Raw genomic sequence first — 16268 nt, 5'->3', positions numbered from 1 at the left:
GCCGAATACGCGCGCGACGGATGGCAGCGATGAGCTGCCATCCGTCGCTCTGTTCGGAGGGTTCTTCCCATCGGTATCGTGGCGCATGGATGCGGCGCGGTGCAGTCACCGCAGCACGAGGAGGCGGCATGGCAGACAGCAGCATCGGCCCCAGGCGGGGGACGCACCTCGTGATCGCGGGTGCGGTGGGGGCCCTGGTGTGTCTGCTCGGTGCATGGATATGGCTGTCCGGTGGAAGTCTGACCTCTTCGCCGCGGCTTGCCGATCTCGTCTCCGACAATCCCAATCTCGGAACGCCCCTCGAGGTCACGGACACCTACTGCGCCGCGGAGATCGGGTGCGTCGAAGCGTGGTCCACCGATCTCGGGGTGTACATGGAGTTCGATTCCCGTGCTGAAGCTGAGCACTGGGGGACGATCTTCGGTGGAGACGGTGCGCAGTGGGAGCGGTTCGTCCTCGACGGACGAGGGAAGGATCTCGAGGGCGACAGGAGGATCTTCGCCGTGCAGATCCTCCTCCAGTACGACGGAATCTGATCTCCACCGAGGGGTCCGGCCAGCGGGCGGGGGACCTCCCGCGCTCCCGACAGGTCCCGTCCCTCAGCATCGTGCTGGAGCGGTCCACGCTCGGGCCGGATCCGGGGTGCATGTCCTGCAGGGGCTGCGAGAGAACGCCATGGCACGTCATCGGTGTCCGGAGGCTCTGCGTCCTGGGCTCGGGAGGTGGCGGTGAGGCAGACTGTGCCCATGGAACGCCACCACGACGATGTCATCCGCACCGTGCAGGACCGCGACGTCCGCTTCATCCGCCTCTGGTTCTGCGACGTGGTCGGGACGCTCAAATCCGTGGCGATCTCCCCGGCGGACCTCGAGACCGCGTTCACCGAGGGCATCGGGATCGACGGGTCCACGATCGAGGGCCTGACCCGCGCCTACGAGTCCGACATGCTGCTGCGGCCCGACCCCGGCACCTTCCAGACGCTGCCGTGGCGCGGCGAGGTCTCCGGCACCGCCCGCATGATGTGCGACGTGCTCACCCCGGACGGTGAGGCGGCCGCCTCGGACCCGCGGCGGGTGCTCAAGGACGTGATGGACCGCGCCGAGGCGAAGGGCCTGGAGTACTTCACGCACCCGGAGATCGAGTTCTACCTGTTCCAGGAGCAGTGGCGGGACGGGCAGCCGCTGCGGCCCATCGACAACGCCGGCTACTTCGACCACGTCCACCACGCCGGCGGGCAGGACTTCCGCCGCACGGTCATCTCCTACCTCGAGGCCATGAACATCCAGGTGGAGTACTCCCACCACGAGAACGGCCCCGGGCAGAACGAGATCGATCTGCGCTATGCGGACGCGCTGACCACCGCCGACAACATCCTCACCTTCCGGACCGTGGTCAAGGAGGTCGCCCTGTCCATGGGGCAGGTGGCCTCCTTCATGCCCAAGCCGATGTTCGACCGCCCCGGCAACGGCATGCACACCCACCTGTCGCTGTTCAGCAACGGCAAGAACGTCTTCCATGAACCGGGCGCGGAGTTCGGGCTCTCCCGCACCGCCCGCCAGTTCATCGCCGGGCTGCTGCGCCATGCGAGCGAGTACGCGGTGCTCACCAACCAGTTCGTGAACTCGTACAAGCGGCTGTGGGGCGCGCAGGAGGCGCCGAGCTTCATCTGCTGGGGCCACAACAACCGCTCCGCGCTCGTGCGCGTGCCCTTCCACAAGCCCACCAAGGGCACCAGCTCCCGCGTCGAGTTCCGGGGCCTGGACTCCGCCGCCAACCCGTACCTGGCCTTCGCCGCTCTGCTCGGCGCGGGCATGAAGGGCATCGAGGAGGAGTACGAGCTGCCCGAGGGGGCGGAGGACACCGTCTGGCAGCTCACCGACCGCGAGCGCCGCGCGCTGGGCATCGACCCGCTGCCCACCGACCTGTACCGCGCCCTGGAGGCCTTCGAGGAGTCCGAGCTGATGGCCGAGATCCTCGGGGAGCAGGTCTTCGAGCACATCCTGCGCAACAAGCACGACGAGTGGCACACCTACCGCTCCCAGGTCACGGGAGTGGAGCTCGAGACCACCTTCGGCAGGATCTGAGCCGTGCCCGTCCCCTCCCGCGCCGAGCTCGTCCGGCTCGGCTTCGCCCGCGCCGATCGGGCCGAGCGCTTCCTCGCCGATCCGCTGCTCTCGCCGATGTCCCGCGAGCTGATCGAGGCCATCGCCGCCTCCGCCGACCCGGACGAGGCGACCATCGGCCTGCTGCGACTGATGGAGTCGATGGATCGGGCCGGCCTGCGGGAGCAGGGCCGCGCGATCCTCGCCGGGGAGTCTGGCCGGGACCTCGTGCGGGTGCTCGGGGCCAGCGTCGCCCTCGGCGACCACCTCACCCGCCACCCCGAGACGCTGTCCGCGCTGCTGGGCGGGCAGGACGAGCCGCTGGCCTCCGCGGAGGCCTATCGGACCCGGATCCTCGAGGCGGTCGGCGCCGATCCCGGTTCGGCGATCCCGGTGGCCTCCGGCACCGGGGACGAGCTGCGCATCGCCTACTTCACGAGCCTCGCCGGGATCGCCCTGGCCGATCTCACCGCCGCGGATCCCGTCGCGCTGCAGGTGCGCGTCTCCCAGGCCCTCGCGGATCTCGCGGCGGCCGCCCTCGAGGGCGCCCTGGCCCTGGCCCGCGCCCTCACCGAGGACCATGAGCAGGTGCTGCTGTCCATCCTGGCGATGGGCAAGACGGGCGCCCGGGAGCTCAACTACATCTCCGACGTCGACGTGCTGTACGTCGTCGCCCCGGCCGGGGGCGCGGAGGTCTCGGGGGAGACGCTCACCGCCGTGGGCGGGGCCCTGGCCCGGCATGTGGCCCGGGTGTGCTCCGAGCGGACCGCCGAGGGCTCGCTGTGGCAGGTCGACGCCAACCTCCGGCCCGAGGGCAAGGACGGCGAGCTGGTGCGGACCATCGACTCCTACCGCCGCTACTACGAGCGCTGGGCGGACTCATGGGAGTTCCAGGCGCTGCTGAAGGCCCGCCCCGTCGCCGGCGACCCCGGCCTCGGCGCCGCGTTCGTGGACCTCGTCCAGCCGATGGTGTGGCAGGCCTCCACCCGCGAGGGCTTCGTGGACGACACCCGCGCCATGCGCCGGCGGGTGGTGGACCTCATCCCGCATGCGGAGACCGAGCGCAACGTCAAGCTGGGCCCCGGCGGCCTGCGCGACGTCGAGTTCACGGTCCAGCTGCTGCAGATGGTCCACGGCCGCGGCGACGAGACCCTGCGCACCCGCGGCACCCTCGAGGCGCTCTCCCTGCTGCGCGACGGCGGCTACGTCTCGCGCGCGCAGGCCGACGAGATGGACGAGGCGTACCGCTTCCTGCGCGTGGTCGAGCACCGCATCCAGCTGCATCGTCTGCGCCGCAGCCAGGTCATCCCCGACGCGCCGGCGGACCTACGCCGCCTGGCACGGACCGTCGGCCTGGGCACGGAGGACTTCGCCCGCCGCATCGGCTCGGTGCGCCGCCGGGTCCGCCAGCTGCACGAGGAGATCTTCTACCGCCCCCTGCTGCAGACCGCGGCCGGGCTCAGCGACGGGGAGGTCCGCCTCACCCCGGCCTCCGCCCAGGCGCGGCTCGCGGCCATCGGCTACCGCGACCCCGTCAGGGCGACCCGGCACATCGCCGCCCTCACCGGCGGCGTCTCCCGCTCCGCGGCGATCCAGCGGCAGCTGCTGCCGGCGCTGCTGGAATGGTTCGCCGACGGCATCGACCCGGACATGGGGCTGCTGGCCTTCCGCCGCCTCAGCGAGGAGGCCGGGTCCACGCACTGGTTCCTCGGCATGCTGCGCGACAGCGGCGTGGCGGCCAAGCGCCTGACCCGGGTGCTCAGCTCCTCCCGGTACGTCGGGGACCAGCTGGTGGCGATGCCGTACGCGACGCGCTGGCTCAGCCGCGACGAGGAGCTGCGGCCGCTGCGCGCCGCCGAGCTGGGGGAGGAGCTCACCGCCTCCATGCGCCGGGCCTCCAGCGTCGCCGATGCGGTCACCGTCGTGCGCGACGTGCGCCGTCGCGAGATCACGCGCATCGCGCTGTCGCGCCTGTCCGAGCGCATCGGCCCGATCGAGGTGGGCGGGGCGCTGAGCGATCTCGCCGACGCCGAGCTCGCCGCCGCCCTGGACCTGGCCATGACCGAGGAGAACGCCCGGGGGATCCGCATGGCGGTGATCGCCCTGGGCAGCTTCGGCGCCCGGGAGATGGGCTACGCCTCCGATGCGGACGTGCAGTTCGTCGTCGAGGACGCGGGCGCCGGCGAGGACGCCGTGTCCCAGGGGATCCGTGTCGCCACCGCCGTCCAGAAGATCCTCAACGCCCCCAGCGCGGGGATGGACATGAAGGTCAGCGCGGATCTGCGGCCCGAGGGGCGGGCCGGGGCGCTGGCGCGGTCCGCCGACTCCTGGGAGGGGTACTACCGCCGCCACGCCGAGCACTGGGAGCTGCAGGCGCTGCTGCGGGCCCGGGTCTGCGCCGGCGACGCGGACCTCGCCGCGCGCCTCGAGGAGAGCCTGGACGCCCTGCGCTACCCGGCCGAGGGCCTCACCCCGGCGCGGGAACGGGACCTGTCCCGGATGAAGGCACGGATCGAGTCCGAGCGCCTTCCCCGCGGGGTCACCCCCGAACGGCACCTCAAGCTGGGGCGCGGCGCGATGACCGATGTCGAGTGGGTCGTCCAGAAGCTCCAGCTCGCGCACGCCGGCGCGGATCCGTCCCTGCGGATCGTCGGCACGCTGCCGGCCCTGGACGCCCTCGCGGCGGCGGGGATCCTGCCCGCCGACGAGGCGGAGGAGCTGGCCGAGGCCTGGCTGCTGGCCTGGCGGCTGCGCCGGGCGCTGTTCCTGTGGAAGGGGCGCGAGACCGATGCGCTGCCGGCCGACCGCACCGACCGCCGCGCCCTGGCCCTGCTGGTCGAGGGGTCCGATGCCAGCGCCCGCTCCCTCGAGGAGCACTATCTGCGCGTCACCCGCCGAGCCCGCGCGATCGCGGAACGGGAGATCTTCGGCGAGGTGATGCATCGGCTGCCCGGGGAGACCCATCCGTGAGACGCCACCCACCCCCGCGTCCCTGCCGTGCATCGGCCCGGGCACTGCGTAGGCTGGGATCACCATGACCTCTCCGAGACTGAGCATCGACACCCCGCGCGGCCGCATGTACGCGCTCGAGCCGGGCGGTGCACCGCTGTACCCCTCCATCACCACCGTCGCCGGGATGCGGGCCAAGGACCACCTGCAGGGCTGGTACGCCACCATGGCGTCGAAGCGTGCGCTGGAGATGTTCGACTACCTGCGGCGCAACCCCGATCGGGCGAGCGAGGAGATCCGTCGCGTGACTTCCTCCAAGTGGGGCACGCAGAAGAAGATCGCCGCCGCCGCGGAGGACTACACCCGCCGCGCCTCCGACTTCGGCACCTACGTCCATGCCCTCTGCGAGGACTGGGAGCGCAGCGGCTCCCGGCCCTCCCGCCAGGACATGTCCGACAAGGCCGCCCAGCTCCGCGCCGATGCCGGCGCCCTCGCCCAGGAGCGCAGCCTGGAGGACCTGCTGGCCCGCGCCGACCAGCGCCTGGACGGCTTCGGCTCCTTCCTCGAGGACTTCCAGCCGGAGTTCGTCGAGGTCGAGCAGACCGTGGTCAACCACGAGGTCGGCTACGCCGGCACCACCGACGCGATCGTGAAGATCGGCAACTCCCTGCTCAGCGCCGACATCAAGACCTCCAAGAAGGTCCGCGGGGACTACGCGCTGCAGGGCGTCGCCGTGGTCAACGCCGAGCAGCTGCTGGACGACGACGGCACCGTGCGCCCCATGCCGGACCTGGTGGGGGCGTGCGTGATCCACCTGCCCGAGGCCGGCGGCTACAGCGTCGTCCCCCTGCGCACCGGCGACGCGGAGTTCGCCGTCTTCCGCGCCCTGAAGCAGGCCTGGCTGTTCGAGGCCGAGGAGTGCATCAGCGCCCCCAGCACCACCCCGCAGCAGCTGCTGCTGAGCCTGCTGCGTGCCAAGGGCGGCCTGGACGCCCTGGGATCCCTCGCAGCGCCGAGCGGACGATCGGCCTCGCCCGACCGGACCGCAGCGCCGCTCGAGGAGGTCGCGCCGCTCGGCGACCAGCCCGCCTCCGGCCCGGCGCCGCTCTCGCCGCAGGAGATCCCGGCCGGCGCCGCGCAGCCCGCGGCGGCGCCCGATGGCGCGGCCCCGGCGGCCGAGGGCGCCGCGACAGCCCCCGGCCCTGATCTCTCCCGCGCTGCCGATCCGGCACCCCGGGACACCTCAGCGCTCCAGCCGCGCTTCTGACGGCCCGCATCGGCTCCCGCGTCCGCGATCCGGAGGCGGGATCGATGCGGCGCGCCGGCAGGAGCGCTGACCCCGCGACGGACCCGGGCCCTGACGCCGAACCGCCCGACCCGTGCGCAGCGATGCTGCGACGGATCGGGCGGCAGGGGATCCCGGGGGAGTCAGCTCACAGGTCGTAGTAGAGCTCGAACTCGTAGGGGTGCGGGCGGAACCGGAACGGGTCCACCTCGTGGGTGCGCTTGTAGTCGATCCACGTGCTGATCAGGTCCTCGGGGAAGACATCGCCCTCGGTGAGGAACTCGTAATCCGCCTCGAGCGCGTCCAGCGCCTCCTCGAGGGAGGAGGGCAGCTGCTTGATCTGCGCGTGCTCCTCCGGGGGCAGCTCGTAGAGGTCCTTGTCGATCGGCTCCGGCGGCTCGATGCGGTTGCGGATGCCGTCGATGCCGGCCATGAGCTGCGCGGCGAAGGACAGGTACGGGTTCGCCGACGGGTCGGGAGCGCGGAACTCGATGCGCTTGGCCTTGGCCGAGGTGCCCGTGACGGGGATGCGGATGCAGGCGGAGCGGTTGCGCGCCGAGTACACCATGTTCACGGGGGCCTCGAAGCCGGGCACCAGGCGCTTGAAGGAGTTCACCGTCGGGTTGGTGAACGCCACCAGGGCCGAGGCGTGCTCGATGATGCCGCCGATGTACCAGCGGGCGATGTCCGAGAGACCGCCGTAGCCGCGCTCGTCGTAGAAGAGCGGCTCGCCGTCCTTCCACAGGGACTGGTGGGTGTGCATGCCCGAGCCGTTGTCGCCGAAGAGGGGCTTGGGCATGAACGTCACGGTCTTGCCGGCGTTCCACACCGCGTTCTTCACGACGTACTTGAACTTCATGACGTCGTCCGCCGCCTGCAGCAGCGTGTTGAAGCGGTAGTTGATCTCCTGCTGGCCGGCGGTGCCCACCTCGTGGTGCGCACGCTCGACCTCGAGGCCGACCTCGGACAGCACGGCGCAGATGTCGTCGCGCAGATCCGCCATCTGGTCGTTGGGGGAGGTCGGGAAGTAGCCGCCCTTGACGCGCGTCTTGTAGCCCTGGTTCCCGCCGAACTCGGACTCGTCGCGGCCCGAGTTCCAGATCGCCTCGTCGGAGTCGATCTGGAAGAAGGAGCCGTTGATGTCCGTCTTGTAGCGGATGTCGTCGAAGATGTAGAACTCGGCCTCGGCGGCGAAGTTCGCGGTGTCGGCGATGCCGGTGGAGCGCAGGTACTCCTCGGCCTTGGCGGCCACGGTGCGCGGGTCGCGGGAGTACGGCTCGTCGGTGAACGGATCGACGATCGAGAAGTTGATGACCAGGGTCTTCCGCTCGCGGAAGGGATCGAGGTACGCGGTCTCGAGGTCCGGGATCAGCTTCATGTCCGACTCGTGGATCGCCTGGAATCCACGGATCGAGGAGCCGTCGAACAGCTGACCGGTGGCGATGGCCTCCTCGTCGAAGCTGGCGGCGGGGACGTTGAAGTGCTGCATCACTCCGGGAAGGTCGCAGAAGCGGATGTCGACGAACTCGACGTCCTCCTCCTGCACGTACTTCACGAGCTCACTGGGATTGCTGAACACGTATCCTCCATCTGGGCGCCGCCGGATGCGGCGCTCTGTCGGGTGTACCCGTCGGCCGGGCCGAGCCCCCGGCAGCCCGAGCGGAGCACCGCCGGGCGCCCGTCGGGACGGGGCTCGATGCCGGACAGTCTAGGTGCGGTGGGGCCGCCGCGCCGCGCACATCGCCAGGACGGACGCCGCGGCTCCCAGCGCGCGGCCCTACGCTGTGCCGGTGATGGAACGCAAGGATCTCGCCTCCTGGCTGGAGGGCGCGCCGCAGGACGCCGACTACGTCCGCGGATCGGCCCTCGGCCTCCCGCCCGACGGCCCCGGATCGGTGGCGCCGTTCGGCTGCCGCGTCGTGACGCTGCTGATCGACTGGGCTGTGAGCTCGGGGGTCAGTGCGCTGGTGTTCTCCTACGACCCTCTGGCGACGTTGTCCCTGTTCGCAGCCATGAACCTGGTGATGCTGACGCTCTGGGGCGCGACCCCGGGACAGCTCCTGATGGGCCTGCGCACCCAGCCCGTCGCGCGCCGCACCCCGATGCTCCTGCGGGCGGTCCTGCGCACCGCCGTGATGCTCCTCGTCCTGCCGGCCGCGATCTGGAACCGCGACCGCCAGCCCCTGCATGACGTCATCGCCGGGACCGCCGTCGTGCGGTCCTGATCACGCTGGGACGGAATGTCACGATCAGGTTACGAATGTAACGGTGAGGTCACGATGCCGTGATCGCAGGGTTCTCGGGTGTGGACTGGAGGGCCCCGGGCGCGACCCCGGACAGAGGAACGCCCCCGGACCGGCCGAAGGATCGGCGGGTCCGGGGGCGTCCGCGATGCGGGGCGTGCCCGTAGGGGGGGGTGGGCCGGGTCAGCGGCCGCGCAGCGCCTTGTGGTTGGGGCGCGCTCGCATCGGGTCCACGCCCTTGGGCACGGACTGGCGCAGCGAGCGCTTGAGCGCGGCCAGGCGACGGGAGACCTCGGCGGACTCGTCGCGGGTGAGGACCTTCTTCATCCGCGTCATGTGGGAGGGCAGCTTGTGCAGCGGGACCTCTCCCTCTCCGTCGCCGACGATGATCTGGTGCACCGGCACGTTCTCGTGGTTGAGGACGCGCCGCACGCTGCGACGCTCCTTCTCCAGGAGCTTGAGCGAGACGTTCGAGCCGTTCTCCGCGATCAGGGCGATGCCGGCGCGGCCGGAGGCGCGGAAGATCATCGTCTGGGTGCGGGGGTCCAGCTGCACCGGCTCGTCCTCCACGTTCCAGCCGCGGCGGATCGACTGCAGGGCCGCGAGCGAGGCGCCCTGCTGGCCGCGGATGCGGTTGAAGGCCGCGGCCTCCGCCTTGCGGGCGAGGATGAACATCGCCGCGAGCAGACCGAACGCCAGGCCCAGGAAGATGCCGTACCAGGGGCTGTTCAGGATCAACCAGCTCAGCAGGATCGCCACCACGAGGGAGGCCACCAGGGCGAGCACCATGTACGGCACCAGCGTGCGGTCGACCTTCCGGGTCATGTCGAAGACCTGGAGCATCTGCTTGAAGCGGCCGGGCTGCTTGGGCTTCTTCGCGTCGGCCGCGGGCGAGTCGTTCTTCTTTCGTGCCATCGTCTGCTTTCGGGGCGTCAGCCGACACGGGCCGCGTGACGGGCGACGACGCTCGCGGCCTCCTGTCGGGCGGGGGTGTTCTGGTCGAGGTGGCGCAGGTTCTCCGGGATCTCGCGCCCCAGCTTCTTCATCGCCTGGGCCCACAGGCGGCCCGCGCGGTACGAGGAGCGGACCATGGGGCCGGCCATGACGGCCAGGAAGCCCATCTCCTCGGCGGCCGTGGACAGGTCCAGGAACTCCTGGGGCTTGACCCAGCGGTCGATCGGGTGGTGCAGCTTCGAGGGCCGCAGGTACTGGGTGATGGTGATGATGTCGCAGCCCGCGTCCCGCAGGGCCTGCAGCGAGTCGAGGATCTCCTCGCTGGTCTCGCCCATCCCCAGGATGAGGTTCGACTTGGTGATCATGCCGGCGTCCTTGCCGAGGCGGATCACGTCGAGGCTGCGGTCGTAGCGGAACGCCGGCCGGATCTGCTTGAAGATCCGCGGGACGGTCTCGAGGTTGTGGGCGAACACCTCCGGCTGCGAGGCGAAGACCTGCTCGAGGGCCTCGGCGCTGCCCTTGATGTCATCGATCAGCAGCTCGACGCCGGTGCCGGGGTTCATGGCGTGGATCTGCTGGCACGTCTGCGCGAACAGACCCGCCGCGCCGTCGGGGAGGTCGTCGCGGGCCACGCCCGTGATCGTCGAGTAGCGCAGGCCCATCTCCTGGACGGACCTGGCCACCTTGAACGGCTCCATCGGATCGATGGCCAGCGGCTTGCCGGTGGCGATGTCGCAGAAGTCGCAGCGCCGGGTGCAGGTGTCCCCGCCGATGAGGAAGGTGGCCTCGCGGTCCTCCCAGCATTCGAAGATGTTCGGACAGCCGGCCTCCTCGCACACCGTGTGCAGGCCCTGGCCGTGCACCCGCTGCTTCATCGCGGAGTATTCCGGGCCCATCACGGCGCGGGTCTTGATCCACTCGGGCTTGCGTTCGATGGGGGTCTGCGCGTTGCGCGCCTCCACCCGGAGCATGCGGCGTCCCTCGGGAGCGATGGTCACGCTCGTGCCTCCTCGCGGTCGGGTATGCCGGCCAGTCTATCGGCCCTGCGGCAGGGCCGGTGTGTCACAGCGGGCGGGGCCGCGTGCGGTTGGCCACGAGCTCGCGCAGGTGCTCCTCCGCCGCGTCGATCACGTCGGCCACGGCCACCCGATGGCCCGCCTGCTCGGTCAGGGTGGTGACCTCGGCGTCCTCGATACCGCACGGGATCACGTTGCGGGCCCAGGACAGATCGTTGTCGCAGTTCAGCGCGAAGCCGTGCATCGTGGCGCGCTTGGAGACGCGCATGCCGATGGCCGCGACCTTCCGGTCCGGCATCCCCTCGCGCACGACCCACACTCCGCTGCGTCCCTCGACGGGCTCGGTCCGCACGCCCGCGCTCGCGCACACCGCGATCAGGGCGTGCTCGAGAGCGCGCACGAAGCCCACCACGTCGATCGGCACGGGCAGGGGGACGATGGGGTACCCCACCAGCTGCTGGGGGCCGTGCCAGGTGATCTTCCCGCCGCGGTCGATGTCCACCACCGGGGCGCCGTCGCGCGGGCGCTCCCGCTCCGCGGTGAGCTTGCCCGCCGTGTAGACGGGCTGGTGCTCCAGGAGGAGCAGCGTGGGAGGCCGGGTCCCGGCGACGACCTCCGCATGGATCTCGCGCTGGATCTCCCAGGCGCGCCGGTACTCGACGGGACCGGGGGGCAGGCCGAAGTCCTCATGCGCGTCGCCCCCGGGGAGGGGTTCGCCGAAGCCGAGCCGAATCACGTCCAACATCCCGCCGAGGATACTCCCACCTGCACGTTGTGGATGAACCGAGTCCACGCCGGAGCCTGTGATGTTCACTGGCCCCATGGACGAGGGCATGGGCGAGGCCAGGGACCGAGACGCGGGTGAGGACGCGGCGGAGGGCGCGCGCCTGCGGGTGGTGGATCCGCTCGCGGCGGCGATGGCCCGCGGCCGTCGCATCCGGTACGAGGACGGGGACCGGTGCGAGTCCCTGCTGCGGGCGGGCGGCGGGGCAGGGATCTGCCTCGAGGTCAGCGCCCGCAGCGCGGCCGGTCGCGAGACCCTGCGGCAGGAGGCGGAGGTGCTCGCCCTGCTGGCGGAGCGGCGGGTGCGGGCCGCGCCGCGGCTGATCGACGTGCAGGCCGACGGGTACCTGCGCGAGACCGGTCGGCCGCTGTGCGGCGGCTCGGGCCGCAGGATCGACCGTGACGGCGCCCCGGCGCCGGAGGAGCGCGCCGCCCGGGCACGGGCGCGGGAGGACATGGACGCGCTGCTCGAGGCGCTCCACGAGGTCGGTCACGTGCTGGGCCTGGAGGGAGCCGCCGGGCTCGCGGCCCGCGGCGACGGGAGCGTGCTCGTGGACGATCTCCGCGGGCTGCGCCGGAGCGCGGCGATCGCGGATCGGCTGGCCGACCAGCGCTGGCTGGATTCCGTGCTCGATGACCAGGGACGCACGCTGCGACGGCGCATCGACGAGGCGGCCCCTGCCGTCGCCCCCGAGTCGCCGGGCGGTCCCGCCGCGGACAGCTCGCCCTGGCTGCAGGAGGCCCGATCCGCAGCGCGGCCGCGGGCTGCGGAGGCGCCGGCGTCGGCTGCGGTCCCCGGCGGGCGAGCGGACGGGCGGAGCGCGCTGCCCGACGGGCGGCGCCGGGGCGCTCGTAACGGCGTGCGCCGCCGCGGCGGGCGGGGTCGCGGCGGGCGGCGTCGTGTCGCGGCGATCCTCGCCGGGGCGGGCGCGCTCGTCGCCTTCCTCGTGCCGGCGCTGGTCCTGCTCGGCGCTCCGCCGGGAGGCACGGACCCGGGGACGCAGGGGCAGCCGCCGGCCGCCTCGGTCGACGTGCCGGCACCGGACGCGGCACCGTCCGAGGCCGACGGGCCCTCGGCCGCCGCAGCGCCGTCCGAGGCCGCCGTCCCCGTCCCCTCCCTCGAGGACCCGCGCAGCGTGCTGACCGGGCTGGCGCAGCAGCGGCACGACTATGTGCTGGGCGTCGAGGACGACTCCGCGGCGGCCCCCGGGAGCCCGGCGGAAGCGGAGGACGAGGAGGTCCGCGAGGGCTATCGCGGCTCCAGCGTCCAGGGCTGGAGGACGGTGATCCACGGGGCGAGCGTCCGGAGCGAGGACCCGGACACCGGGACCGTCGTGCTGGAGGCCACGATCGAGGAGAGCGCCCACACCGTGCTCGGCGCGGACGGCGCCCGGCGGGACGTCCCCGGCAGCGGGATCGTGCCCGTGCGGGTCGAGCTCCAGCCCGTGCACGGCGCGTGGCGCATCCGTGAGGTCACCCCGCTCTGACGCGCCGGGCAGGACGCAGGGCCCGCACCCCGGACGGGGGTGCGGGCCCTGCGATGCTCCCGGCTCAGGGACGCCGAGCCGCGGCGGAGCAGATCACAGACCGAGGTCGGCCTGGAAGCTGCCCTCCTCCAGACGCTTCTTCATGAAGGTGAGGAAGCGGGCGGCGTCGCCGCCGTCGACCAGGCGGTGGTCGTAGGAGAGGAACAGGTACATCATCGACCGGATCGCGATGACCTCGTCCCCGTCCGGGGTCGTGATGACCGCCGGGCGCTTGACGATGGTGCCGCAGCCGAGGATGCCCACCTGGGGGTTGGGCACGATCGGCGTGTCGAACAGGGCCCCGCCCGAGCCGGTGTTCGTGATGGTGAACGTCGCGCCCTGCAGATCGTCCGGGCCCAGCTTGTTGCCCTTGGCCTTGGCGCCCAGCTCGCCGATCTGACGGGCCAGTCCCGCGAGGTTCAGGTCGCCGGCGTTCTTGATCACCGGCACGACCAGGCCGCGCTCGGTGTCCGCCGCCATGCCGATGTTCTCGGAGCCGTGGTACTTGACCACGTCGCCGGCGATCTCGGCGTTGAGCTTCGGGAAGGTCTTCAGCGCCTCGACGGCCGCCTGCATGATGAACGGCAGGAACGTCAGCTTGGCACCCTCGCGCTGGGCGAAGGAGTCCTTGGCCTTGCTGCGCAGCTTGGCGATCGCGGTCATGTCGACCTCGACGGCCGTGGTGAGCTGCGCCTGCGTGTGCAGCGACTCGATCATGCGGCTGGCGACGATCTTGCGCAGGCGGGACATCTTCTCCTCGGTGCCCCGCAGCGGGGAGACCTCGACCTTCGTCGGGGCGGCGGAGGCCGCCGCAGGGGCCGCGGCAGGAGCCGGAGCCGCCTCGGCGGCCTTCTTGGCGTCGATCGCGGCCTGCACGTCCTGCTTGCGGATCCGGTTGCCCAGTCCGGTCCCCTTCACGGAGGACAGGTCGATGCCGTTGTCCGCGGCGAGCTTGCGCACCAGCGGCGTCACGTAGCCCGACCCGGAATCGGATCCCGAGACCGCCTCGGAGGCCTGCGCGGCAGGAGCAGGGGCCGGTGCGGCCTTCTCCTCGGCCGGGGCCTTCTCCGGGGCCGGAGCCTTCTCCTCGGCGGGGGCCTCGGCGGCGGGGGCCTTCTCCTCCGCGGCGGGGGCCTTCTCCTCGGCCGGAGCCTCCTTCTCGGGGGCGGGGGCATCGGCCGGGGCCTCAGCGGCCGCGCCCGAGGAGTCGCCGATCACGGCCACGACGGCGCCGACCTCGGCGTCCTCGTCCTCCTGGACCTTGATCTCCAGCAGGGTGCCGGCGACCGGGGAGGGGATCTCGGTGTCGACCTTGTCGGTGGAGACCTCGAGCAGGGGCTCGTCGACCTCGACGCTCTCGCCGACGGCCTTGAGCCAGCGGGTGACGGTGCCCTCGGTGACGGACTCGCCGAGAGCCGGCATGGTCACATCGGTGCCCGAACCGCCGGAGGCGGGAGCGGACTCCGGGGCGGGAGCGGGAGCCTCGTCGGAGGCGGCGGAGGGAGCGACCTCCTCGGTCTCCTCCGAGCCGGTCTCCTCGGCGGCCTGCGCCGGGGTGGGCTCCTCGGCCTCGGCCTCGGCGGCAGGGGCCGCGGAGCCCTCGGAGTCGGAGCCCGAGCCGTCGCCGATGACGACGAGGTCGGCGCCGACCTCGGCGTCCTCGTCCTCCTCGACCAGGATCTTCTCGATGACGCCCGCCACCGGGGAGGGGATCTCGGTGTCGACCTTGTCGGTGGAGACCTCGAGCAGGGGCTCGTCGACCTCGATGGTGTCGCCCACGGACTTCAGCCAGCGCGTGACGGTGCCCTCGGTGACGGACTCGCCGAGAGCCGGCATCTTCACGGTTTCGGACATGGTGTTCTCCTTTGTGGGGGCGTCTCAGGCGTGGGCGTGCAGCGGCTTGCCGGCGAGGGCGAGGGCGGCCTCGCCGATGGCCTCGTTCTGCGTCGGGTGGGCGTGGACGAGGGAGGCGACGTCCTCGGGGTAGGCCTCCCAGTTCACGATGAGCTGCGCCTCGCCGATCTGCTCGGCGAGGTTGCGGCCGATCATGTGCACGCCGACGATCGGGCCGTTCTTCTCGCGGACCAGCTTGATGAAGCCGGTGGTGCCGAGGATCTGGGACTTGCCGTTGCCGCCGAGGTTGTACTCGTAGGTCTCGACGCCGTCCTCCCCGAACTGCTCCTTGGCCTGCTTCTCGGTGATGCCGACGGAGCCGAGCTGCGGGTCGCAGTAGGTCACGCGCGGGATGCCGGACTCGACGATCGGGGCGGGGTCCTGCCCGGCGATCCGCTCGGCGACGAGGATGCCCTGCTGGAAGCCGCGGTGGGCGAGCTGCAGGCCCGGGACGATGTCGCCGACGGCGTAGATGCCGGGGACGTTCGTCTCGAGGGTGTTCTTGTCCGCGAGCACGAAGCCGCGGTCCATCGTGATGCCCTGCTCCTCGTAGCCCAGGCCCGCCGTCGCCGGGCCGCGGCCCACGGCCACCAGCAGGTAGTCGCCCTCGAAGGTGGTGCCGTCCACCAGGGTCACGGTGACGCCGGTGTCGGTCTGCACGGCCTTCTCGAAGAAGGTGCCCAGGGAGAACTTGATGCCGCGCTTCTTGAAGGAGCGCTCGAGGGCCTTGGAGAGGGACTCGTCCTCGTTGGCGGCCAGGTGGGGCAGGCCCTCGACGATGGTCACGGACTCCGCGCCGAAGGACTTCCACACCGAGGCGAACTCGACGCCGATCACGCCGCCGCCCAGGATGATCGGGTTCTTGGGGACCTCGGGCAGCTGCAGCGCGGCCTCGGAGTCGAGGATGCGCCCGCCCAGCTCGAGGCCGGGGAGCGTCTTGGAGTAGGAGCCGGAGGCGAGCACGACGTTCTTGCCGGTCAGCTCGCGCACGCCCTCGGAGGTCTCGACGCTGACCGTGTTCTTGCCGGTCAGGCGGCCGAAGCCCTCGACGTACTCGACCTTGCGGGACTTCACCAGGCCCTGGAGGCCCTTGTAGAGCCGCCCGATGATCTTGTCCTTGAACTCGAGCGTGGTGGCGATGTCGATGCCCTCGAGGGACATCTTCACGCCCATCTCCGCGCCCTCGGCGGCGGAGTCGGCGACCTCGCCGACGTGCAGCAGGGCCTTGGTGGGCACGCAGCCGCGGTGCAGGCAGGTGCCGCCGAGCTTGTCCTTCTCCACGAGGGCGATCTTCAGGCCGAGCTGGGCGCCGCGCAGCGCTGCGGCGTAGCCACCGCTGCCACCTCCCAGGATCACGACGTCGTACGACTGGTCAGTGGATGTATCCGCCACCTTGTGAGCTCCCTCGGAATATCGGTGAAGGCGCGGGACGCTCTGTGGAGCCGTCTTCGCGCACGCTACGCGCTCCATGCTAGGCCACCGCGAGCCCCGGCGAGGGCAGGTCCGCGGGGCCGACG

12 protein-coding genes are annotated in these 16268 nt (G+C 71.7%); 6 read left to right on the top strand and 6 right to left on the bottom strand.

The features are described from left to right. The first annotated feature begins 128 nt into the window (after positions 1–128). The 4 genes from ABD234_RS01630 to ABD234_RS01615 all read left to right on the top strand — a co-directional run bounded on the left by ABD234_RS01630 (position 129) and on the right by ABD234_RS01615 (position 6318). Positions 129–536, top strand: a complete 408-nt coding sequence (locus tag ABD234_RS01630) for a hypothetical protein (RefSeq protein WP_038370144.1) — start codon at positions 129–131, stop codon at positions 534–536. Between the two features lie 210 nt (positions 537–746). Continuing rightward, complete coding sequence (locus ABD234_RS01625; RefSeq protein WP_038370145.1) at positions 747–2084, top strand: glutamine synthetase family protein; 1338 nt, start codon at positions 747–749, stop codon at positions 2082–2084. Positions 2085–2087: 3 nt separating this feature from the next. Continuing rightward, positions 2088–5072 carry a bifunctional [glutamine synthetase] adenylyltransferase/[glutamine synthetase]-adenylyl-L-tyrosine phosphorylase gene (locus tag ABD234_RS01620; protein ID WP_344353573.1) on the top strand — a complete coding sequence of 995 codons (2985 nt, stop codon included), beginning with the start codon at positions 2088–2090 and terminating at the stop codon, positions 5070–5072. 64 nt (positions 5073–5136) lie between these two features. Further along, positions 5137–6318: a hypothetical protein gene (locus ABD234_RS01615; protein WP_232226144.1), complete on the top strand. Its 1182-nt coding sequence runs from the start codon at positions 5137–5139 to the stop codon at positions 6316–6318. Positions 6319–6484: 166 nt separating this feature from the next. Here the strand turns inward: ABD234_RS01615 and glnA are convergent, their stop codons facing one another. Next, positions 6485–7915 (bottom strand): type I glutamate--ammonia ligase, encoded by a 1431-nt coding sequence (gene glnA, locus ABD234_RS01610; RefSeq protein WP_344353571.1) that lies wholly within the window; start codon positions 7913–7915, stop codon positions 6485–6487. Positions 7916–8129: 214 nt separating this feature from the next. Between glnA and ABD234_RS01605 the strand changes: the two genes are divergently transcribed. Beyond that, positions 8130–8561, top strand: coding sequence for an RDD family protein (locus tag ABD234_RS01605; protein WP_232226169.1), 432 nt, complete (start codon positions 8130–8132; stop codon positions 8559–8561). Positions 8562–8762: 201 nt separating this feature from the next. On the opposite strand, the gene ABD234_RS01600 is transcribed toward ABD234_RS01605, so the two are convergent. The 3 genes from ABD234_RS01600 to lipB form a co-directional block, all read right to left on the bottom strand. Further along, positions 8763–9494 carry a DUF4191 domain-containing protein gene (locus tag ABD234_RS01600; RefSeq protein ID WP_038370148.1) on the bottom strand — a complete coding sequence of 244 codons (732 nt, stop codon included), beginning with the start codon at positions 9492–9494 and terminating at the stop codon, positions 8763–8765. 17 nt (positions 9495–9511) lie between these two features. Further along, positions 9512–10531, bottom strand: a complete 1020-nt coding sequence (gene lipA, locus ABD234_RS01595) for a lipoyl synthase (protein ID WP_038370149.1) — start codon at positions 10529–10531, stop codon at positions 9512–9514. 64 nt (positions 10532–10595) lie between these two features. After that, on the bottom strand, positions 10596–11294 hold the full coding sequence (gene lipB / locus ABD234_RS01590; RefSeq protein WP_038370150.1) for a lipoyl(octanoyl) transferase LipB: 699 nt from the start codon (positions 11292–11294) through the stop codon (positions 10596–10598). 61 nt (positions 11295–11355) lie between these two features. Between lipB and ABD234_RS01585 the strand changes: the two genes are divergently transcribed. After that, on the top strand, positions 11356–12819 hold the full coding sequence (locus ABD234_RS01585) for a hypothetical protein (RefSeq protein ID WP_156954006.1): 1464 nt from the start codon (positions 11356–11358) through the stop codon (positions 12817–12819). 93 nt (positions 12820–12912) lie between these two features. Here the strand turns inward: ABD234_RS01585 and sucB are convergent, their stop codons facing one another. Together sucB and lpdA are read right to left on the bottom strand one after the other, a co-directional pair. Then, positions 12913–14712 (bottom strand): 2-oxoglutarate dehydrogenase, E2 component, dihydrolipoamide succinyltransferase, encoded by a 1800-nt coding sequence (gene sucB, locus ABD234_RS01580; RefSeq protein WP_038370152.1) that lies wholly within the window; start codon positions 14710–14712, stop codon positions 12913–12915. 24 nt (positions 14713–14736) lie between these two features. Next, positions 14737–16143, bottom strand: coding sequence for a dihydrolipoyl dehydrogenase (gene lpdA, locus ABD234_RS01575; RefSeq protein WP_038370153.1), 1407 nt, complete (start codon positions 16141–16143; stop codon positions 14737–14739). Positions 16144–16268: the final 125 nt, after the last annotated feature.

Source organism: Brachybacterium phenoliresistens, from assembly GCF_039530785.1.
Classification (GTDB): Bacteria; Actinomycetota; Actinomycetes; order Actinomycetales; family Dermabacteraceae; genus Brachybacterium; species Brachybacterium phenoliresistens.
This window is presented reverse-complemented; position numbering and strand designations above follow the sequence as displayed.